Origin of the sequence: Clostridium magnum DSM 2767 (genome assembly GCF_001623875.1) — a bacterium.
Lineage (GTDB): Bacteria > Bacillota > Clostridia > Clostridiales > Clostridiaceae > Clostridium_AM > Clostridium_AM magnum.
Window position 1 is genome coordinate 382,401 of sequence record NZ_LWAE01000004.1, and the last position, 23,150, is coordinate 405,550.

General features: G+C 32.1%; 19 protein-coding genes. 2 read left to right on the forward strand and 17 right to left on the reverse strand.

Annotation, left to right across the window (positions count from 1 at the left end):
• Positions 1-41: 41 nt before the first annotated feature.
• The 6 genes from CLMAG_RS18520 to CLMAG_RS18545 all read right to left on the reverse strand — a co-directional run bounded on the left by CLMAG_RS18520 (position 42) and on the right by CLMAG_RS18545 (position 4,892).
• A complete protein-coding gene (locus tag CLMAG_RS18520; RefSeq protein ID WP_066626081.1) occupies positions 42-767 on the reverse strand; it encodes a GntR family transcriptional regulator in 726 nt (241 codons plus the stop codon).
• A gap of 80 nt (positions 768-847) precedes the next feature.
• The gene (locus tag CLMAG_RS18525; protein ID WP_066626084.1) at positions 848-1,678 is read right to left on the reverse strand and encodes a sugar phosphate isomerase/epimerase family protein; all 831 of its coding nucleotides are present in this window, start codon (positions 1,676-1,678) and stop codon (positions 848-850) included.
• 18 nt (positions 1,679-1,696) lie between these two features.
• Positions 1,697-2,542 carry a fructoselysine 6-kinase gene (locus CLMAG_RS18530; RefSeq protein WP_082831999.1) on the reverse strand — a complete coding sequence of 282 codons (846 nt, stop codon included), beginning with the start codon at positions 2,540-2,542 and terminating at the stop codon, positions 1,697-1,699.
• Positions 2,543-2,559: 17 nt separating this feature from the next.
• Positions 2,560-3,282, reverse strand: coding sequence for an amino acid ABC transporter ATP-binding protein (locus CLMAG_RS18535; protein ID WP_066626085.1), 723 nt, complete (start codon positions 3,280-3,282; stop codon positions 2,560-2,562).
• On the reverse strand, positions 3,269-3,931 hold the full coding sequence (locus tag CLMAG_RS18540) for an amino acid ABC transporter permease (RefSeq protein ID WP_066626086.1): 663 nt from the start codon (positions 3,929-3,931) through the stop codon (positions 3,269-3,271). Before CLMAG_RS18540 ends, CLMAG_RS18535 begins: the two co-directional genes overlap by 14 nt.
• A 118-nt stretch (positions 3,932-4,049) precedes the next feature.
• Positions 4,050-4,892: a transporter substrate-binding domain-containing protein gene (locus tag CLMAG_RS18545; protein ID WP_066626087.1), complete on the reverse strand. Its 843-nt coding sequence runs from the start codon at positions 4,890-4,892 to the stop codon at positions 4,050-4,052.
• A gap of 451 nt (positions 4,893-5,343) precedes the next feature.
• Between CLMAG_RS18545 and CLMAG_RS18550 the strand changes: the two genes are divergently transcribed.
• Positions 5,344-6,618: an IS110 family RNA-guided transposase gene (locus tag CLMAG_RS18550; protein WP_066616512.1), complete on the forward strand. Its 1,275-nt coding sequence runs from the start codon at positions 5,344-5,346 to the stop codon at positions 6,616-6,618.
• A gap of 617 nt (positions 6,619-7,235) precedes the next feature.
• Here the strand turns inward: CLMAG_RS18550 and queF are convergent.
• The 5 genes from queF to CLMAG_RS18575 all read right to left on the reverse strand — a co-directional run bounded on the left by queF (position 7,236) and on the right by CLMAG_RS18575 (position 12,929).
• Positions 7,236-7,733 carry a preQ(1) synthase gene (gene queF / locus CLMAG_RS18555; RefSeq protein ID WP_066626090.1) on the reverse strand — a complete coding sequence of 166 codons (498 nt, stop codon included), beginning with the start codon at positions 7,731-7,733 and terminating at the stop codon, positions 7,236-7,238.
• 283 nt (positions 7,734-8,016) lie between these two features.
• Positions 8,017-9,018, reverse strand: a complete 1,002-nt coding sequence (locus CLMAG_RS18560; protein WP_066626100.1) for a LacI family DNA-binding transcriptional regulator — start codon at positions 9,016-9,018, stop codon at positions 8,017-8,019.
• Positions 9,019-9,020: 2 nt separating this feature from the next.
• Complete coding sequence (gene galT / locus CLMAG_RS18565; protein ID WP_066626103.1) at positions 9,021-10,538, reverse strand: UDP-glucose--hexose-1-phosphate uridylyltransferase; 1,518 nt, start codon at positions 10,536-10,538, stop codon at positions 9,021-9,023.
• Positions 10,539-10,753: 215 nt separating this feature from the next.
• Positions 10,754-11,743, reverse strand: a complete 990-nt coding sequence (galE, locus tag CLMAG_RS18570; protein WP_066626109.1) for a UDP-glucose 4-epimerase GalE — start codon at positions 11,741-11,743, stop codon at positions 10,754-10,756.
• A gap of 19 nt (positions 11,744-11,762) precedes the next feature.
• Positions 11,763-12,929: a galactokinase gene (locus CLMAG_RS18575; RefSeq protein WP_066626111.1), complete on the reverse strand. Its 1,167-nt coding sequence runs from the start codon at positions 12,927-12,929 to the stop codon at positions 11,763-11,765.
• Between the two features lie 493 nt (positions 12,930-13,422).
• On the opposite strand from CLMAG_RS18575, the gene CLMAG_RS18580 reads away from it, so the two are divergent.
• Positions 13,423-14,046: a hypothetical protein gene (locus tag CLMAG_RS18580; protein ID WP_066626113.1), complete on the forward strand. Its 624-nt coding sequence runs from the start codon at positions 13,423-13,425 to the stop codon at positions 14,044-14,046.
• Between the two features lie 219 nt (positions 14,047-14,265).
• Here CLMAG_RS18580 and CLMAG_RS18585 read toward each other — a convergent pair whose 3' ends face one another.
• From CLMAG_RS18585 to CLMAG_RS18610, 6 genes are all read right to left on the reverse strand, one after another.
• Positions 14,266-15,291: a substrate-binding domain-containing protein gene (locus CLMAG_RS18585; protein WP_201787662.1), complete on the reverse strand. Its 1,026-nt coding sequence runs from the start codon at positions 15,289-15,291 to the stop codon at positions 14,266-14,268.
• A gap of 60 nt (positions 15,292-15,351) precedes the next feature.
• Entirely contained in the window at positions 15,352-16,362 is a 1,011-nt protein-coding gene (locus CLMAG_RS18590) for an ABC transporter permease (RefSeq protein ID WP_066626115.1), read from the reverse strand.
• 189 nt (positions 16,363-16,551) lie between these two features.
• A complete protein-coding gene (gene mmsB / locus CLMAG_RS18595) occupies positions 16,552-17,715 on the reverse strand; it encodes a multiple monosaccharide ABC transporter permease (protein WP_066626117.1) in 1,164 nt (387 codons plus the stop codon).
• On the reverse strand, positions 17,715-19,253 hold the full coding sequence (gene mmsA, locus CLMAG_RS18600) for a multiple monosaccharide ABC transporter ATP-binding protein (RefSeq protein WP_066626119.1): 1,539 nt from the start codon (positions 19,251-19,253) through the stop codon (positions 17,715-17,717). Before mmsA ends, mmsB begins: the two co-directional genes overlap by 1 nt.
• A gap of 85 nt (positions 19,254-19,338) precedes the next feature.
• Complete coding sequence (gene chvE / locus CLMAG_RS18605) at positions 19,339-20,439, reverse strand: multiple monosaccharide ABC transporter substrate-binding protein (RefSeq protein WP_066626293.1); 1,101 nt, start codon at positions 20,437-20,439, stop codon at positions 19,339-19,341.
• 266 nt (positions 20,440-20,705) lie between these two features.
• A complete protein-coding gene (locus CLMAG_RS18610) occupies positions 20,706-22,886 on the reverse strand; it encodes a methyl-accepting chemotaxis protein (RefSeq protein ID WP_066626125.1) in 2,181 nt (726 codons plus the stop codon).
• Between the last annotated feature and the right edge of the window lie 264 nt (positions 22,887-23,150).

A 23,150-nucleotide genomic window follows, 5' to 3' on the forward strand; every position in this document is an offset into this window, starting at 1 on the left:
CTTATTTTTTTCTTTAATAGAATCAGTATATTTTTCAATACCTACCTTCTTAACTCATATGTAAATTTAAATAGATCTCCTCTATTATAAATCTCCACATATTCAATTACATTGTTAAATTCATCATAGCCTTTTCCTTTTGTAATAAATCCTGGTGTTCCTTTTTTCACTTCTAATAGATTAGCATTATAGCTGTTAAAATAGCACATTTCTAGTGTATTTACAGATTTTTTAGGCATACACGAATATTTCGTATCTAAAATATTATATAGAGATTCTTTGCTAAAATCATACTTTAGAAGCCCTTCTGTAAAAGCTCCATTGATAAAAGTATGCTCTACTGCCATTGGTTGATCATTTCCTATTCTAACACGTACTAACTTATAACATCCTGACCCTATTGGTACATTTAACTTTGATGATAACCAACTATCTGCCTCAATATATGAAAACTCCAGTACTTTAGTTTTTACATCAACAACTCCACTTTGCTTTAAATAGCCTGAAAATCCATCTAATGTAATAAAATTTCTTTTTACTTTTTTGTTAGCAACAAAAGTTCCTCTTACACCATCTCTATAAGCATAGCCTTCATTTACTAGCTCTGTAATGGCATTTCTAGCTGTCATACGGCTGATTTGGAATTTTTCACTAAGTTCTCTTTCAGATGGAAGCTTCTCTTGTTCTTTGTATACATTATTTTCAATTTTTTCAATAAAAAAACTTTTTACTTGTAAGTACATTGGTGGCAAAACATTTTGATTCATACCATATTCTCCCTACTGGTTTATTATATGTAATACAATTATAGCATATCTTGCCATGCATATTAAAGAACAAGTAAGCTTTATATGTATCTAGAAAATTGTTCCATGTTTCTTATATCGTGGCTCATTGGATCTTTAAAATATTTTGAATCAGTTATTTCCTGACCCAAATATCCTTCATAATGGTTATCTTTTAGAACAGTTAAAAATTCTTTTAGATTATGATATCCATCTCCCCAAATTAAATGTCCATAAGGATTTCCATCAACAAAATGCATGTGAATAATATCTTTTCCAAATACCTCAAACCATTGCTGCAGTGTTTCACCTGCAACTGCCATGGCAGTTGTATCGATTAATACTTTCATATTTGGGTGATTTACTTCCCTTATCATTCTCTTTACATCTTCTAATCGAATTACCAAATTAGATTCCTCTGGACGAAGACTTTCAAGAGCTAAAGTAATACCCTCTTTTTTAGCTACTTCAGCCAATCTTGATAACATTTCCACTGATCGTTTCCATGCCTCTTCTCTTGTTTCATCAAGATAACCCCATCCAGAGTTGCACTGCATAATTTTACATCCTAATTCTGCCGCTGCCTTAATTCCATTTGAAAAGTATTGAAAACTTTTTTCAAAAATCAAAGGCTTGTTTGCTGCAAACTGGAACTGATACATGCAGTTTTCCGGAGTAAATACCTTAACCTCTAAGCCCCTATCATTTATTTTCTTCTTTAATTCTTTACAATCACCATAAACCATAGGGTCTAAATAGTAATGAGGTACTCCAGTCCAAAATTCTATTGTTTTTATACCTGCCCTAACCTGAGCATCTAGGAAATATTCTAATGAGTACCTCATGTAGTGAATATTCATTCCTGCTATCTGTTCTCTTTTTACTAACCCCATATATCTCCATTCTTTCTACTATTCATATTTTTTCCCAAAACCGAAAGATCCGTCAATTAAGCACTGCTTTGATGAAAATTCTGCAGCCGCTTCTAAACTCTCATTAATAGCTGTTTCTTCATCAGGATTCTCTTCTTTAGTTTTATTAAGATAGTTAACTATAAAACATGTTATAAAGGAATCCCCTGCAGCCATTGTGTCAACTGCCTTAACAAGATTAGGTTCCTGCCTGTAGAATCTGATACCGTCAAAAAGATATGCTCCTTCCGAGCCTCTTGTGCATAAAGCCATTTTACAACCAGAATTTACAGCTCTCAACATTAGATTCAGCATGTCATCTATTTTAAGATTGCTGCAGGAAAAGAATGCATAATCTAGAATAGGAAGCAGTTCATTTAACTTTTCTTCAGTATAGTCTTCAGAAAAGTCATAGGAAACCAAAGCTCCAAGCTCTTTAATTTTTTTTAATTCCATTTCTGAGAATCCATATAAACCTGAATGAATCAAATCAAAATCTTTCATATATTCGTAATCTTCTTCTGTTAAATTAAGGCCACAGGTTCTAAGAACTCCGCAACGGTTACTTCCAAGAAACACTCTATCACCATCTTTTAAAGTAACCCTAGCACAACCATTTTCTCCTTCATAAAACTTACAATGACTTATATCAACTTCTAACTCTTTAATACTATTAACTACATGTTTTCCGGCAGAATCAGAACCAAAAGCTCCTAAAAAAGCTGATTCAATACCTATCTTTTTTGCAAATACAGCAAAGTTTAATGCATTTCCACCAGGATACATAGTTTTAATATGTTCGTATTTATCAACAACGTTATCGCCTAATCCAAGTACTTTAATCATGCTTTTTAATCCTCTCCTTATAAAACTTTTGATAAGAAATCAATGGTACGTGCTTTTTGTGGATGAGAGAAAAATTCCTCTGGTTTATTTTGTTCCAATACTATACCCTGATCAATAAACAAAATGCGGTCTCCTACTTCTCTTGCAAATCCCATCTCATGAGTAACGATAACCATAGTCATTCCTTCTTTTGCAAGTTGTTTCATTACATTCAAAACTTCTCCTACCATTTCTGGGTCCAGTGCCGATGTTGGTTCATCAAATAACATAACATCCGGCTGCATAGCTAGCGCTCTTGCAATTGCAATTCTCTGCTGCTGTCCTCCTGATAAGGAAGATGGATAAGCATCTATTTTATCTAATAAGCCTACTTTTTTCAGCAATTCAACTGCTAGTTCTTTTGCCTCTTCAGCTTTCATGCCCTTCACTTTGATTGGTGCATGACAAATATTTTGACATACAGTTTTATGTGGGAATAGATTAAATTGCTGGAATACCATACCCATCTTTTCTCTTATTTTATCAATATTTGCACCCTTTTCTGTAATGTCTTGACCTTCAAAGAAAATAGATCCACCAGTTGGGATTTCAAGAAGATTTAAGCATCTTAAAAAAGTACTTTTACCAGAACCAGAGGGTCCTATTACAACTACAACTTCACCTTTTGAAATATGTTCATTAATTCCTCTTAGGACATCATTTTTTCCAAAACTTTTTTTCAATTCTTTAATGTCTATCACTGGCTTTCATCTTCCTTTCTAAAACACCTAACATTCTTGATAATGTAAAGGTAATTATTAAATAAATAAAGGATGCTACTAAAATTGGCTCTAACCCTAGAGCTGTATTACCTCTTACAATTGTTGTTTTATACATAAGCTCGGCTACACCGATTACTGATACTATTGAAGAATCTTTTATGCTTCCGATAAACTGGTTTCCAAGAGCAGGCAAGATATTTTTAAATGCCTGTGGTAAAATTATATCAAACATAGCCGTTCTTTCACTCATACCTAAGCTTCTTGCTGCTTCCATTTGCCCTCTATTAACCGCATCTATGCCAGAACGAATAGTTTCAGATATATACGCTGCAGAATTAAAGGATAGTGCAATTGCACCAACTGCTAAATCTGGAATATCATGTCCTGATAATATAACTGGAACTCCTATGTAAATAATATATATCTGTGCTAAAAGGGGAGTACCGCGAATAAATTCAACGTAAGCATCTCCAATAATTCTTATAACAATTAATTTAGATCTTCGTAAAAGTGTCAGGGCTACTCCCAATATAGTACCAAACACAACTGCTAGAAAAGCAAGTACAATAGTATATTTAGTTCCTATGATAAAAAAATCATAATATTGACTAACAAATGAATAATTCAATTCCTTCCCCCCCATTGTGAAAGTATTTTCTTCTTTATAATCCTTCATCTACAAAGAAGAAAGTATGTACTTCTACTTCAGTGCTAGGAAGGATAAATTTAAATATTAATTACATAAACTATTTTTGTTGTACTTGTTCCATTGCTTCTGCTAACCAATCTGTAAATTGTGGTTTTGATTTTTCAATTGATTTGTTAACAATCTCCATAACCTTTGGATCTGTTCCCTTTGGCATTGCTATAGCTGCACCTGCTGTATCATCATCATAATAAATTTCTGTTAGTTCAATTTTATTATTTGCTTTGCTAAGAAGTTTTGCTGTTGGCATGTCCACTAAAATTGCATCAACTTTTTTGTTTCCTAAGTCAAGTGACAAATCTGTTGATTTTCCTAAGGATTTTGTACTAGCCTTTGTAATCTTTTGAGTTACAATTTGTTCTTGAACAGAGGATTTTATAACGCCAATAGTCTTGCCTTCTAAATCATTTGCTGATTTAATTTTTCCCGAATTCTCTTTGTTAACCACTATTACATGCTTGTCCTTATAGTAAACATTAGAAAAGTCTGCATTTTTAGCTCTTTCTGGTGTTGGACTCATTGCAGATACAATCATGTCAATTTTTCCAGCTTGTAGTGCAACTAACAATCCATCGAAGTCCATATCTTTAATTTCATACTTAACTCCTAGATCCTTTGCTACTGCATCAATAAGTTTAATGTCACATCCAATAATTTCATCTTTTCCATTTTGTACTGCATGGAATTCATATGGTGGTGTTGCTGCCATCATACCCACTACAATTTTACCTTTTTTCTGTAATTGTTCTAAAGTAGTTCCAGATGTCTTTTTTGTTTCTTCCTTTTGAGTGTTTGTTTGAGTGGATCCACAGCCTACCATGGATAAAGTCATTAAACCAGCCACTGTAATTGTTAATAATTTCTTTAAAAAGCCTTTTTTCATTTTTATTCCCCCTCGTATAATAAGTTTATAGCAGTTATTTACTGCCTATAAACTTATTTATTTTTTATATTTTGTATAGATTAAGAAAGCATCTCAATTTTTCTAGTGGGGATTCTCCCAATTCAGTATTGCTGATTCTTATACTTTCCGATCTATACTGTTTTAACCTACTATTTATTAAAGGATTTTCTAATGCTAAAATAGTCATAACGGAACTTTAGCGAAGGTTACTGCTGTATTCCTCCTGCAAAACACATTGTGTTATTGCCTGTAAAGCTTGCAGCCTGACCAAAGTATCATATTCTGCTTACACAAATGTTGCATCTCCTTTCGCAGCCACCAGCAAGGTTTTGCGTCTGGATGAATGCTAATTACGCGAGGTTGCAGTTAGTACTTTGGATTAGGATAATCCTTTCTAATTTCCTCATTATTTTTGAAAGGTGGTGATTTCATGAAGAAATTAGATTACTTATCAACTCTATTTGTTGGTATCGATATTGGTGCGAGACAAAATGTTGTCTCTGCTATTAATTTTGAACAGGAATTCTTGATTAAGATGAAACCTGTTCCTAATACGCAATTTGGTGCAGAGCAACTTGAATCCATGCTTGTTAAGGTTTTAGAAAACAATACTTTTAAAGCTGTTATAATCGGCTTAGAATCTACTTCCTTTTATGGAGTACATATAGCCAATTTTTTATCTGCTAGTGAAAAACTTATGACTTACAAACCTTATGTTTACTGCTTGAATCCTAAGGAAGTTGCTAACTACAAAGAATCCTTTAATTCTCTTGATAAAAATGATGGCATTGACTCTTTTGTTATTGCTGACTTTGCAAGAGTTGGCAGAATTCATATTGAACCTTGGCGTGGTTCTCAATATCTTGCTCTGCAAAGACTTACAAGGCACAGACTTCATATTGTTGAATGCTTAACTAGAGAAAAAACTTACATGTTATCCAATGTATTTCTTAAGTTCAGCGAATTTGCATTATTACAGGGAGAAGATCATCCTTTTTCTAATAAATACGGTGCTACCGCATCTTCAATACTTACTGAATTTCTATCTTCCGAAGATATTGCAAATACATCAATTGAAGAACTTGTTGACTTCGTCAATAGAAAAAGTCGGAAAAGGATTTCTAATCCTCAGATGACTGCTGAAATTTTGCAGCAAGCTGCACGTAATTCATACCGTCTTGATAAATGTTTGTATGAGCCATTAACAACCTCTATTGCTTGTTCTTTCAACTGTATTCAGGCTTTTGATAAAGAACTTAAAGGTATTAACAAAGCCATTGAAAAAGCTGTTATGGGAATGAATCCTGTGGAATACAAAATATTAATGTCTATTCCTGGTTTTGGCCCTGTTTACTCCAGTGGCATTCTTGCTGAATTAGGAAGTGTGCATGCATTTCCTAGTAATGATGCTATTGCTAAATACGCTGGCATCGTGTGGAAAGAAAATCAATCTGGAGGTTTTAAAGCTGAAAATACACCTATGAACAAAGCTGGTAACCGTTATTTACGCTATTATCTCATAGAAGCTGCAGGAAGTGTTGTTTGCCATATTCCTGAATATCAAGAGTTCTATCAGAAGAAATTTGCTGAAGTAACTACACATCAGCACAAACGAGCACTCGCGCTAACATCTCGTAAACTTATTCGTATGATTTTTGGATTGCTGGCTAAAAATCAGCTCTACTCTTCAAATAGAGTAGATTAATCTATATAAATTATACGAACATACTTTCTCATTGGACTGTATGTTTATTAAGGTTACCCATTTTTAAAGAAATCATTTGATTTTCTTTTCATTTTGTTCTTGACATATTACCAAATTGCTTTAAATATAATAATAAAAATGTATAAAATAATTTATATAAGAATATTAAACAAATCATTTATATACATCATAATCCAAAGTTTCGTTCAGTAATTTATAATTTCAAGATGGTATATGGTATATACCATAATTCTTATATTTTATTATACTTGTTTTTTTTGACTTGTCAATATAATCTAAATATTTTATTTAGTTAACAATTTATTAATTTAAATCATTAATACTTAATTTTAAGAAATAATTCACTTTAAAATTTTCTAATTTATAAATTTTTATTAAAAAACACCAAAGTAACACTTAATAATTTTTATTATAATTTACAAGATTAAAAGAACATAAACCTCTACTAAAACTTAACAGGAGCATTAATAGATTTAATTTATATAAATCTACTAATGCTCCTGTTAAATCTCTTTGTTAGGTATATATAATGACTACCTGATCTAATGCTTCCATCTTATTAATACTCTAATTAACATCCTTATCAACATTTCAATTTACCTATTATCAATTTTTTCTGGATACATGTCATGATAAAACATTCTTTTATCTGCAACTTCCTTCCACCTAGTTCCTTCCTTACCATAATTACAGTATGGATCTATAGATATCCCTCCTCTTGGAGTAAACTTTCCCCATACTTCTATATATTTAGGATCTAATAACTTTATTAAGTCCTTCATAATAATATTCACACAGTCTTCATGAAAATCACCATGATTTCTAAAACTTAATAGATATAATTTTAATGATTTACTCTCAACCATCATTTTTTCTGGTACATAAGATATATAGATAGTTGCAAAATCTGGTTGACCTGTTTTAGGGCAAAGGCTTGTAAATTCAGGACAATTAAACTTTACAAAATAATCATTTTCTTGATGTTTATTTACAAAAGCTTCTAACACTGATGGATCATAATCATAGTTATATTTAACATCTTGATTTCCTAATAGAGTAACGCCTTTTAATTCTTTTTCATCTCTTCCGCTCATAATAAAGCCTCCTTATAGTAAATAGTTTTCAAAGAAATCACACCTTAATACTTTACATAAACTTTTAAAACACAATTACATCTTATTTTAAATAACACACTCGTTATCTGTCAAGAGAATTGTCACGTGGACTTCAAAGGTTAACCATGAACATATTTCCAATGGGTCCTAACAGAAGAATCTTAAAATGTTGATTATCTAATGACAAAACAAAACAGAAAGAGCTGCCTCTTATTTTTTTCTGAGCCAGCCCCTTTATCTTTAATTTTTATTTTCTAAAACTTTAAATTAATTTGCTACAGCTTTCCCGTACCATTAGTTTTGTCGGTATTATTACTTTTTTACAAATTGATCTGCCATTCTTTAGACGTTCCAGTATTAATTCTACTGCAGTTTCGCCCATAAAATCCGTATATACTTTTACCGTACTTAGAGCAGGTGTCATATATTTAGCTGTTGATATGTCATTAAATCCCACAATACTTATATCCTTAGGAATATTAAGTCCAGCTTCCATAACTGCTTTATATGCACCTATAGCCATTGAATCACTAGCTATTAAAAAAGCTATCTGCCTATTTTTTTTCAGCAAAAATTCTTTCACTAATCTATAACCATCTGCATGACTAAACCTTCCTAGAAGCATATTATTGCTATCATAGCTTCCAATACTCTTCATGTAGTCTCTATAGGTTTCTGTCCTATAATCTACTATTTTATCCTTATTGTCATTTATATACTCTTCTCCACCTATATATATAATATCCTTATGTCCGAGAGAAACTAAATAATCAAGAGCACTATTCACAGCTTTTCTAAAGTCTATAACTACAGAATCATACTTGTTCTCATGTGGAGAAGAATCTACAAAGACTATATTACTTGTGAGTCTATCGAACTTTGCTATATCTATATCTCCAAATTTTCCTATTGCTACGATGCCATCAAATTTTTCAAACTTATCATAGTTATCCCCCTTATTGATTCTGGTAAAATTAATGTGCTCTTCCTCACACTTTCTTTCTACTCCTATTCTAATCGATAAATAATAAGGATCTTCTAATTCTTCCTTATCAGAATACCAATGAACAATTCCTATGTTCTTATATTCCTGTTTTTTATTTTTCCTTTTACGGGGAGTTATATAATTTAACTCGTCTGCTATTTCAAAAATCTTCTTTTTTGTATTTTCTGATACGCTAATGGTTTCATCAAAATTTAATATTCTTGATACAGTAGCTATAGAAACCTCCGCTTTTTCAGCAATATCTTTTATAGTTGCCATTATTATTGTCCTACTTTCTTAATGAACTTATCAAAAGCCTCCTGCCCTATTGTGTCTCTCTTAAATACTCCAGCATGCTCAAGTACTTTTGAAAATTTAACTCCAACTTCCTTTTGCAATATTTCTTTAACATTGCTACTATCTATTTTATCATATTTACTTACAATTTCCCTACACCATTCTTTATGTTTTACTAACTCTTCCTCACTTATTTTCTCTATATCTTCCTTATTAACTAAGTGATTCTCTAAAGCTTTAAGCTCAGTTTTTAATCTTGCTGGTAAAACTGCTAATCCCATAACTTCTATAAGACCTATATTTTCCTTCTTTATATGATGCAATTCCTTATGTGGATGGAATATACCGTCTGGATACTTCTCTGTAGTTCTATTATTTCTAAGAACTAGATCTAGCTGAAATTTTCCTGATTTCATTCTAGCTATAGGTGTTACAGTATTGTGTGGCATTCCATTAGTATATGATAAAATATCAACTGTTTCATCGGAGTAATCTTTCCATTCTGTGTATATATAATAGGCAGCTTCCATTACAGATTGTTTATCTGATCCTTCTAATCTAATAACAGACATAGGCCACTTAATTTTACCCACCTTTACGTTTTTAAATTTTTCTATGTTATATTCCTTTTCAACTTCGGCCTTTGCCATAGCAAACTCATAATTTCCTCCCTGAAAGTGGTCATGGGAGAGGATAGAACCTCCTACTATAGGCAGATCTGCATTAGAACCTATAAAATAGTGTGGGAACTTTTCTGTAAAATCCAACAACCTGATAAGTGTTTCCTTACAAATCTTCATAGGTTCATGTTCACTTTTAAATACTATGCAATGTTCATTATAATAAACATATGGTGAATATTGAAAAAACCACTTTTCATCATTTAATGTTATAGGAACTATTCTATGATTTTGCCTTGCAGGGTGATTTATTCTTCCTGCGTAGCCCTCATTTTCTTTACACAATAAGCACTTTGGATAAGCACTAGAAGGTAATTTTTTTGCCGCTGCAATAGCCTTAGGGTCCTTTTCTGGCTTTGATAAATTGATTGTTATATCTATATCTCCATATTCTGTAGCAGTTTTCCACTTCAAGTCTCTCTTTACTCTATCTGTTCTAATATAATTAGAATACTTGCTTAAAGAATAATAATAATCCGTAGCTTTTTTCTTATCCCCTAAATAGAGTTCATTAAATTTAAAAATAACTTCAGATGGCCTTGGCATTAAGCATCCCATAATTTTTGTGTCTAATAAATCCTTATATACTAATCCATCATTTTCAAGAATACCTTTTTTTAAACACCAGCTCAATATATTTTCAAGTATTGAGTCAGGGGACTCTAAATATTCCTGCTCAATATGTGTCTCTTCTATTTCACTTATATTTAATGTCTCTAATATTCTGTTTCTTGTATAGACAATGTCTTCATCACTAATTAAGTTTTTGCTTAAACTGTATTGAAGTAATCTTTCTATTTCATAAAAAATATTTATAGTCATAATAATCCCCGCTCTCTCGTTTTTATCCGATGACTACCCGCTCTAATACTCCCTACGCACGGTGTGAAAGCGATTCACACCAAATCGAAGATTTGGGCTCTCTGCTTTTCTCAAAGAGGAAGTAAAGAGCGGCTACGTCCCTGGATTCGTTCAACTAAGAATCAGGTGGGGTTTGAAACCCCATCTGATTCAAGTTTCCACTTCATATTGTGATTCTATTGCTCAAACCCGTTTTTATGAGTACTATGAAAATTCCAAGCTGATCTGATTACTTCCTCAACATTTGTAAACTTAGGTGACCAACCAAGAACTTTCCTTGCCTTTTTACTAGATGCTACTAAAACTGCTGGGTCTCCTGAACGTCTTGCTGCAATTTCTACAGGAATTTCATAGCCTGTTACTTTTTTAGCTGCTTCAATCATTTCTTTAACTGTAAAACCACTACCATTTCCTAAATTAAATACATCACTGTCATATCCGTCTCTAAGCTTATTCATCGCTAATATATGTGCATCGATCAAATCGATAACGTGTATATAATCCCTTACGCATGTACCATCTTTTGTTTGATAGTCATCACCATAAATCATTATTTTTTCCCGTTTTCCTAAAGGAACTTGTAATATTAATGGTACTAAATGTGTTTCCGGATTATGGGCCTCTCCAATTAATCCATTTTCATTGGCACCAGCTACATTAAAATAGCGAAGAGCTATATATTTAACACCATAAGCTACATCTGCCCATTTCATCATTTTCTCCATAGCTAGCTTTGTTTCTCCATAAGCATTAGTAGGCTTAGTTCTATCGTTTTCTAATATTGGAACACATTCAGGTTCACCATACACAGCTGCAGTTGATGAAAATACTATTCTTTTAACATTATTGGCTACCATAGCCTCTAGAAGTATCTGTGTACCATAAACATTATTATTATAATACTTAAGTGGAAGCTGCATACTCTCTCCAACTAGTGAATTAGCTGCAAAATGTATTACCGCGTCTATTTGATTTTCCTTAAAAACCTTATCTAAAAATTGAAAATCTCTAATATCTCCTTGATAAAACTTTGCATTTGGATGAATTGCCTGTTTATAACCAGTTTGTAGATTATCAACTACAACAACACTCTCCCCTTTTTCGATTAACTCGTATACACAATGTGATCCTATATAACCTGCTCCTCCGCAAACTAAAACGCTCATCTTTATTCTTCCTTTCTTTTTAACTTAATTTTCTTGCTCCATCTCCAATTTTAGCAACATAAAAACTTGCCCCGTATCCTATCTTCTCAGCGTAAGCTTCTCCTACATTTTTTATAAAATCATCTATACAATCATTTTTAACTATACTAACTGTGCACCCACCAAAGCCTGCACCAGTCATACGTGATCCTATTACTCCTTTTTGTTTCCAAGAAAGTTCTACTAATGTATCAAGTTCCTCTCCTGTAACTTCAAAATCATCTCTTAATGAAACATGGGAAGCATTCATTAATAAACCAAAAGTTTCAAAATCATTCTGTTTCAAAGCCTCAACAGCTTTTATAGTTCTTTGATTTTCGTATACTGCATGCTTTGCACGTTTCGCATCTATGTTATTTTTGATTAAATGTTTATTCTTTTCAAATTCTTCTTCAGTTAATTCTCCTAAAGATTTAATATTTAATTCACTCTGTAAATCCTTTAATGCTGACTCACATTCAGCCCTTCTTTCATTATATTTTGAATCAGCAAGTCCACGGCGCTTATTAGTATTTGCTATAACAATAGAGGCATCAACTAAATCTATTTCTGAATAAATATATTTCAAAGTATTTGTATCTAGTAATACTGCACAATTTTCTTTTCCCATACCTATAGCAAATTGATCCATGATACCGCAGTTTACTCCAATAAACTTATTCTCTGCTAATTTACTTATCTGAACCATCTTAATCATATCTAAGTCTAAGTTAAATAAATCCTTTATTACTACTGATGTAGCTACTTCTATAGATGCTGAAGAAGAAAGTCCTGCTCCATTTGGAATATCACCATAGAATAAAACTTCAAAACCCTTCTCTATAGAAAAGCCTTCTTGATTGAATGCCCAAATTACACCCTTTGGATAATTAGCCCAACCATGTTCTTTTTTATTCATCAGTTCATCTACATTAAATTCTATTATCCCTAATTGGTCAAAATTTTTTGAATATAGTCTTACTAGCTTATCTTCTCTTTTTCTTGCAACAGCATAAGTTCCAAAAGTTAAAGCACAAGGAAATACGTGTCCTCCATTAAAATCTGTATATTCTCCTATCAAGTTTACTCTACCTGGTGCAAAGTAAGCCTCAACTCCCATTTTATCACCAAATATTTTTTCAAAATCAAGTATTAACTCATTAATCACAATATCTACTCCTTACATATTAAAATTTAAATCTTTATATTATATCTTTTAGCAAAGGAATTTATCTAAACCGTTTTCTATATTTATTTTACTAAAATATTAGTTAAAAATCAATAAAATATAAAGAATTTTTTTAGTAAATTTTTATCCGATGACTACCCGCTCTAATACTCCCTCTTCTCAAAGAGGGAATAAAGAGCGGCTACGTCCCTGGATTCGTTCAACTAAGAATCAGATGGGGGGTAAATGCCTAAATGGCATTTAACGGGCAAAGCCCCGGGTCGTAGACGAAACCCCATCTGATTCAAGTTTCCACTTCATCCCCTCATCCATTATAAACAGTACTTACATATATTTATCTTACAAACAAAAAATATGTAAAACTATATTTTATACTTGTAAGATGAATACATGTAAACTACAATAAACATATATGCTTTTAATATGTAACTTAGCTTATGTATGATAATTATTTTATAAGAAGGTGAAAAACATGATTTTTTTTAGTAAAAATAAATTGAAAGTAAGAAATGAATCTACAAAAAAATGCACTAAGTTTTGCATCGAGTATTATAACTTAAAAGAATATAGTAACTTTAAAATCCAGTTACTTAAAGAAATGCTTAAACTGAGTAATGATATGTCCTTAATGATAGTAGATACAACTTTATCCTATAACCAAACACAAATAGATAAGGAAAATTCTGTAGCCCAGTTAACTAACTTGCTTGATAGCCTAGATATTAAATATAGAAAAATGATAATTAAACCTACTGAAAATAAATCAGGTCTGGCTGCTATGATTAAACTTAATAACAATAAAAAGAATAAAGATTACATAGTAGGTCTTGTTGTTTCTGAAAAAGAACTTGAGAATTTAGAATCTATACTGAAGTGCTATAATGTACATTACTATATAGATCCTATTGGGTTAAACAAGGATAATCTGCTTGAGGAAGTTGAAACATATTATTATGATGAAGATGAACTACAATTAAAATTTAAACATAGCATTTTTGATTGTACTTCTATAAAAAACATGGCCATATCTTCAAAAATTGAAAATGAACAACTGATCAATAACATCATCAATAATATAAAGAAAGATTTTCAATAGGTTAAATAGGGTTCTAGTTTCACTTCATACTAGAACCCTAAAAAGCTTCCCGATGACTACCCGCTCTAATACTCCCATCTTCTTCAAAATGTACGTTGCGAGCGGGTACGTCTCTGGATTCGTTCAACTAAGAATCAGGTGGAGGTTAAATGCCTAAATGGCATTTAACGGGCAAAGCCCCGTGGTCGTAGACAAACTCCATCTGATTCAAGTTTCACTTCATTTTATATAAAATGAATCAACATTTTCCTTTGTAACTATGCTAACACCAGTGTTAACTAAATAGGGTAAAGGATTCTTGTCCCTATTTTCCCAGTCTCCTGTTTGTTTCACTAATCCGTGTTTAACTTGATAAAGAAAATTCATAGATTGATATCCCATACTGTATGTTCCCTGAGATATTGAAGCTGATATAACTTCTGCTTTAATTGCATCCAGAGTGCCTTTATCCGTATCAAAGCTTACTATCTTTACCTGTCCTACTTTACCAGCTTCTTTAACGGCAACTGCTGCACCAACACCACCTGTAGCATCAGTACAAAATATACCTTTAATGTTAGGATGTGACTGTATAACCTCTGCAATAACCTTCGCACTTTCCACTTGATCACTTTTCCCATTTGCTACTTGAACAAGTTTTAATTTTTTGTATTTTTCCTCTAAAGCCTTTCTAAAACCCTCGGCTCTTTCTTCATGATTTTTTTGACCAGGAAGAGTAATTATTGCAACTTCACCGCCTTCGGTATCTATTTGATCATTTAACGCTTTCGCCGCAATAATTCCAGCGGATTCATTGTCTGTACCAAGAAATGAATATCTGCCGCTTTCTGGTGAATCAGCATCAAAAGTAACAACAGGAATGCCTGACTCTATTGCCTTTTTAATGGGAATTGCAAGTGCATTTGGATTTATACAAGTTATCGCAATTCCAGCAGGCTTTTTAGCTATTACTTGTTCTAATGCAGCAACTTCTTCATTAATATCATATTGGAGTCCACCTGTATAAATTGTTTTTACTCCATACATCTTTCCTGCATCCTCAAAGCCTTTATAACAACCTTTCCAATACTCTAAACCAGAACGAAAAGTTATCATATAGTACTCTTCATTTTCCTCACCAATCAAAGGGCTTTTTACGCTTTTATCTTCTAAATTTTTATTTGCATTAGAACACCCTATTAAAGCAGAACATAGCATCAATACGCCTACAAAAATAATTAAAAAGGTTTTTCTCACTCTAGGCATTTTCAACTCCTCCTTGCATATTTTTCATGAAATATACAGTTTACAACTTGCTCCGATTGTTCAACTCCTAATTACATTCTTGCGACTTAAACAATCCAGAGTAACAGCAGCAATTAAAATAGTACCATTTACAAAATCTTGCCAATATACAGGTATATTTAAAATAATTATTGCATTGTTAATTAAATTTAAAAGAATCAGCCCAAGAACTGTTCCAAAAATTGTTCCTTGTCCTCCGCTAAGACTTGCACCGCCTATAACGGCTGCTGAAATACTAATTATACTAACATCAACACCTAATGCTAAATTAGGTGTAGCAACATTAAATCTAGCTGCTACTAGTATGCCTGTTATGCTTGCCAGAGTACCTACCAAGATATAAACCCAGATTTTAACTTTTATAGTGTTTATTCCAGACATAATAGCTGCCTTCTCGTTACTTCCTGTATATAGAACTTTCCTTAGTAATTCAGATTTTCGCATCATAAAATCTCCAACTAAAGCAACTAATATAAATACAATAACTATAAAGGGTATACCAAATAGCTTTCCGTGTCCTATAAAACCAAAAGAATCTGGAACTGAAAAAAGAGAAATGGAATTTCCTTCAGTTACTACATACGCTACACCTCGCGCTATTCCCATAACAGCTAAAGTAGCCACAAAAGGATTAATACCCACCTTTCCAATAAAAAAACCATTTATAAATCCGCATAGCATCCCTACTAAAATTGCAATTATACACGCTATCCATATGTTTATTCCAACAAAATACAAACCTCCAACTATTACACCACTAAGGGCTACAACTGAACCTACCGAGAAATCAAATCCCCCAGAAACCAAGGCAATTGTCATTCCAACTGCAATAATACCATCGCCAGCAAGTCCGGAAGCTATAGACATTAAGTTATCCCTTGTAAGAAAGTGAGTTGAGAGTATGGTCAGCATTAAACTAATTATAATTATTATAAAAACGATAGTAGCTTCTCTGAATGAAGTAATTACTTTCCATAGTCTAGTTATACCAATGTTTGAATTTTCTCCATTTACTGACAATTTAGAATCCATTTTTAAAATTCCTTCCCTGAATTCGTTACTTATTTAGACGATTTTTTCTCTAAATTACCTTATATTATATCAGCTAATTTCTCTCTATGTAAACCATTAAATAAAATAAATAGGACTCATCTAACAAATTAGATAAGCCCTATTTATAATGTATCTACATTTAATCATCATCTTATAAGTAAATACGATTTATGAACTCTTAGATTTTGTATATACATCAAAAGCTACTGCTAATAACAATACCACACCTTTAATTGCTTGCTGCCAGTCAATTCCTAGTCCAATCAATGACATACCGTTGTTCATGATACCCATTACTAGACCACCGATGATTGCACCCATAACTTTACCTACTCCACCACTTGCTGACGCTCCACCTATGAAACAAGCTGCTATAGCATCAAGTTCAAATCCTGTACCAGCTTTTGGTGTTGCTGCATTTAATCTAGCTGCAAAAACAATTCCTGAAAGAGCAGCCATTACACCCATATTTACAAATACCCAGAATACTAAAGACTGTGTTTTTACCCCTGATAATTTTGCTGCTTTTTCATTTCCACCTAATGCATAGATATGTCTACCTATAACTGTCTTTGTAGTTATAAAAGTATAGAAAGCAATTAGAACTGCTAGTAACACTAAAACATTTGGAAGACCCTTATAGCTAGCAAGATTATAAGTAAACAAATTTGCTACAATTACAATAGCTGCTGTTTTTGCTATAAATGTGTATTGAGAACTAACTTCAAGACCAAGCTTTTTCTGATTGTTTCTCTTACGTAGTTCGAATAATACATATATTACTGAAAAAATTATTCCTATTAAAAGAGTAGTGATATGCATGTCTTTTCCATGGAAGAAATCTGGTATAAAACCCGAACTTATTTTTTGGAAAGCTACTGGATAAGGTGCAAGTGATGTTCCACCTAAGCCAACCATTGTCAACCCTCTGAATATCAACATACCTGCAAGTGTAACAATGAATGCTGGAATTTTAACATATGCAATCCAAAATCCTTGGAAGGCTCCTATTAAAGCTCCTACTAGCAAGGAAACTCCTACACCAACAAATACAGAAGTATGCATCTTTACCATCAACATAGCAGATATAGCTCCTATAAGTGCTGCTGTTGAACCTACCGATAAGTCAATATGGAATGCAACTATAACTAATAACATACCTATTGCTAAAATTAGAATATAACTGTTTTGTAATATTAAGTTTGTAATATTCAATGGTTTAAGCAAAGTACCATCTGTTATAATTTGAAAAAATGCTGCAATAACTACTAATGCTATTACCATACTATATTCTTTAACATTGTGTTTAACTAAATTTTTGAAGTTATCCATTATTGTCCCTCCTTCTTTTTGTTAAGAACCAATTTCATAATTTTTTCTTGAGATGCTTCTGCGCCATTTAGCTGTCCCATAATTTTGCCTTCGTTCATAACATAAACTCTATCGCACATCCCTAATATTTCAGGAAGCTCTGAGGAAATAACAACTACTCCCTTACCTTCTGCAGCCAATTGATTAATAATAGTGTAAATTTCATACTTTGCACCTACGTCAATTCCACGAGTAGGCTCATCTAATATTAATAGATCTGGCCCTGTAAAAATCCATTTACTTAATACAACTTTTTGTTGATTTCCTCCACTTAAATTTCCTGTTTTCTGCTGTATGCTTGAGCATTTAATATTCATTTTTTTGCGGAAATTTTCTGTTTCAGCAATTTCTTTGTTATCATCAACCACAAAGTTTTTAGATATACCTTTTAAATTAGCTAAAGTTGTATTTCTTTTTATATCATCGATTAAAACTAACCCGTATTCTTTTCTATCTTCTGTAACATAAGCTATACCGTTTTCAATCGCTTTATTCACATTACTTACGTTGATTTCTTTACCATTTTTATATACTTTTCCACTTATTCTTTTTCCATAGGACTTTCCAAAAATACTCATTGCCAGTTCTGTTCTTCCTGCTCCCATTAGACCAGCTATACCAACAACTTCACCCTTACGTACATTGAAGCTAACATCATTAACGACTTTACGATCTTCATTTGTAGGATGATAAACAGTCCAATTTTTCACATCAAATAAAACTTCTCCAATTTTTACATCTCTTGAAGGATAACGATTTACTAAATCTCTTCCTACCATGCCTTTAATAATTCTATCTTCTGTCACATTATCTTTTTTCATATCTAAAGTTTCTATGGTAGCTCCATCACGTAGAATTGTTATTGAATCTGCAACCTTTGCAATTTCGTTTAGTTTGTGTGATATGATTATCGAAGTGATTCCTCTTTGTTTGAATTCCAGCATCAAGTTTAATAAATTTTCACTATCATCTTCATTTAATGCTGCAGTAGGTTCGTCTAAAATTAATAGTTTAACTTTTTTTGATAAGGCTTTTGCAATTTCTACTAGCTGCTGTTTTCCAACACCTAGAGTATTAACGGCTATACTCGGAGATTCACTTAAACCAACAGTTTTAAGTAACTCTCTAGTACTCATAGTTGTAAAATTCCAATCTATAACACCTTTTTTTGCTTGTTCATTTCCCAAGAAAATATTTTCAGCTATAGATAAATACGGTATAAGAGCTAACTCCTGATGAACAATTACTATACCTAATTCTTCACTTTGTTTTATATTTTTAAATTCACACACATTGCCTTTAAATAAAATGTCTCCAGTATAAGTTCCATGAGGGTATACGCCACTTAAAACTTTCATAAGAGTTGATTTTCCTGCTCCATTTTCTCCACACAAGGCATGAATTTCGCCCTCTTTAACCTTTAAATTTACATTATCAAGAGCTTTTACACCTGGAAATGTTTTTGTAATACCTTTCATTTCTAGAATGATATCAGACATCTGTTCTTCAACTCCTTTAACATATTAAGTAATTTAGTGATGATAAACTATCATCACTAAATTACTTTAATGATTAATTTAAATGCTAGTTTCCAAGCTTATCCTTTGTATAGTATCCACTTTCTATTAATTCTTTTTCATAATTTGTCTTATCAACTGAAACCGGTTGGCATAGGTATGAAGGAACTACCTTAGCACCATTGTTATATGTCTTTTCATCATTAACTTCTACTTTTTTACCTGTTAATACTGCATCTCCTGCCGCTACAACCTTATTAGCTAATTCTCTTGTATCTTTGAATACAGTTTGAGTTTGTTCACCTTTTATAATTGATTTTACCGAAGGTAACTCAGCATCTTGTCCTGTAACAATTGGCATTGGTAAGCTTGCAGTTCCATATCCAACACCTTTTAATGAAGATATAACACCTATACTGATACCATCATAAGGTGATAACACAGCATGTACTCTATCTCCTGAATAGTTCTTGCTTAATAGGTTATCCATTCTAGCCTGTGCAGTAGCACCATCCCATCTTAAAGTAGCAACTTGTTTGAAATCAGTTTGTCCACTTTTTACAACTAATTTACCAGAATCTATATAAGGTTTTAATATTGACATAGCTCCATCGAAGAAGTAGTTAGCATTGTTATCGTCTGGTGATCCTCCAAATAACTCAATATTGAATGGACCCTTTCCTTCCTTTAAGCCTAGTGCTTTTTCAATATACTGTCCTTCTAGAACCCCTACTTTGAAATTATCAAATGTTATATAATAATCTACATATGCACTTTTCTTTATTAAACGGTCATATGATATTACTGGAATTTTAGCATCATGAGCTTTTTGTAAAACGTCTGTTAATGCTTCACCATCGATTGAAGCTATAACTAGTAGGTTAACCCCTTTTGTAATCATGTTTTCAATCTGAGCTACCTGATTTTCTACTACGTCCTCACCATATTGTAAATCAGTCTTATAGCCTAATTTCTCAAAGCCTTTAACAACATTGTTACCATCATCGATCCATCTTTGTGATGATTTTGTAGGCATTGAAATACCTATTGTTTTGCCAGAACCACCACTTGTTGCTTTGCTTTCTTCTGACTTACTTGCTGATGATCCACATGCTGTTAAACCAAATGCCATAGTACCTGCAATTAAAAGCGATAAGATTTTCTTCATTTTCATATCTGTTCCCCCTTAATAATTTTAATTTTTTATATTTGTATTCACTAAACTTTTACTTACTATAATTGCGTCTTTATTGAAAACTCTAGTGAAGACAGTAAACGTTTTATGAAAGCTTACAGTTTTGTTTTTGTTCGATTATTTTTGACTGCTTTCGTTTACAATCATATTCTATCACAGCCGTAATATCTTTGCAATTGTTTTCATAAAACTTTTTTAGTTTTTTTAATAGAACATATAACTAGAATTTCATACTATTTCTACTTAACCTTAAACTTGTTTATTGCTTCCAAGAGAACCTTTACATTACAATTCAATTCTTCTGCAAAAGCAGATATCCTTTCGATGCTTGCTAGCTGTTCTTCTGTTGATACAGTTACTTCTTGAACTGAAGCGGCGGTCTGCTCAGATATATTGTATATATTTTTAATTGTATTAGACGTATCACTCTTTGCAGCCTCTATATCACTTATATTTGACATAATACTTGAAACAAAATTCACTAAGGTATTCATTGAATTTGCTATATTTTCAAACAAACTCAAGGTTGAAGCTACTGCTTGATTTTGAGACAATACTATATTATCTGTGATTCTTACTTTTTCAACGGTCATAGATGTATTTTCTTGGATCTCTTTAATAATTTTATCTATTTCTCTAGTTTCCTTCATTGTTTCTTCTGCAAGCTTCTTTATCTCATTAGCAACAACAGCAAATCCCACTCCAGCTCCTCCAGCCCTTGCAGCTTCAATTGCTGCATTAAGTGCAAGAAGATTAGTTTGATCTGATATACCATGGATTATCTTTACAATATTCCCTATAGACTGTGAACTTTTTTCAAGATTGCTCACATCTTGTAATATAATTTTAGTTATATGTGATGTTTCATTAGATTTTTTATCAAGATCATTCACTGTTTTCAATCCTAATTTTGCAAGCTCCATAGTATCAGATGATAATTTTTCTATACTTTTTGTTGTTTTGTCTGCCTCAGCTACTTTTATAGCTAATTCATCCATCTTTTTTACGCCTTCTTCTACATCTCGAGCCTGTGCGTATGCTCCTAGGGAAATCCCCTGAACTGCCTCAGCTATATCTTGTATTGCACTAGAAGCCTCTAATGTAATCGCAGCCATGGTTTCAGTGGATTCTTCAACCTTTTTAGAGATATTAGTTGTATTTCCTATAAGATTCTTCATATTACTAATCATGTCTGCAATACTATTCGTAAGCACTGCAAATTCATCTTTCCTTTTAGATTTAAAAGATACGGTAAGATCTCCCTGTGCAGCATAATTAGTTGCAGTTACCAATCTATTTATAACTCTTCCTATATCTGTGGCTACAAATAATCCTATTCCTATAGAAATAATAACACCTAAAAATATCAATATTAAAGTTAATACTGCTATTTCATTTGCAGTCATCAATAGATTGGTCTCTGGAATAAGACTTACTAACATTATGCCAGTTTGTCCTACTTTACTGTATATCATAAGATTATTCTTACCATTAAAAGACACAGTTTGAGTTCCTTGTTTCTCTTTACTTCTTAAGGCTTCTGAATAAAATGGTAAATTATTTATAGTATCCGATGTATTTTCAGATTTATTTGTCTTACTATCTATTTTCAATCCTATATCTCTTCCATCGGGCATAATCATGTGAACTTGTGAATTAGCACCAAAATTTATGCTTTTTAATGTTTCAATTATAGGCTCTAGTTTTAAATCTATTATCATAAGTTGATTTGTTCTATCCAAGTTTATATTGTCTATATTGGTCACAAAGGAAATATAAGAACCACTTTTAAGTGTATCAGAGTATTTAAGAACTGGATCACCTAAAGCATCAAGCTCAGAATGACGGCCGATCCATGCTGATTTTTTCTTTGATTCCTCAAATTTTTTATACCATTGTCCATTCTTAATATTATCTAATGATAAATCTGACTCACTTCCACTATAGGATGATGGTGTGCTGATTGAAGCACCTGGCTGAGCTGCAATGAGAATTGCACCAATATTATTATCAGTAGACAAATAGGTATTCATCATTTTAACAACCTGTGTACGCTTGGTAACAACATCTGGATCCATAGATGCTGGATTGTTACTTGAGTATAAATCCATTACTTGTGTGTTTGAATACATTTGTTTTGCAGTACTGATTGTTCTTAAGAACATCATATCTAAATATTTATTGGTTTGTCCTATTGTTTGTATAGAGGCACTAATGGTATTGTTTTTTACAATATTTCTTGATTTGTAGTAGGATATACTTCCTAACAGAATTATAGGAATTGTCATTACAAGAAATGACATTGTCAATTTAAATCCTATACTTTTCAACTTAGTATTTATGCTAGTTTTACCTAAGTTATCTTTTTTCCGCTTAAATACTTTATCCCATATATTTCGAATACTATACCTTTTAGACATAATCTAATCCCTCCTCTTTTTTAATAGAAAACTTGATCATTTACCACATTCTAATGCTTTCATTTTGTTTCGAATATAATCATATATTATTATATTCGAAACAAAAATTCAACATGTAAACCATATCATAGTTATTTAATTGAATGTTTTTTTGAAGTATTTTATTCTTTTCTCTGTTATCCATATAGTTGTAATATTATTTTTATTAATGTATAATTGAGTTTACAAACGATCAATTAATTTTTTTAAAGGCATAGGTGGATT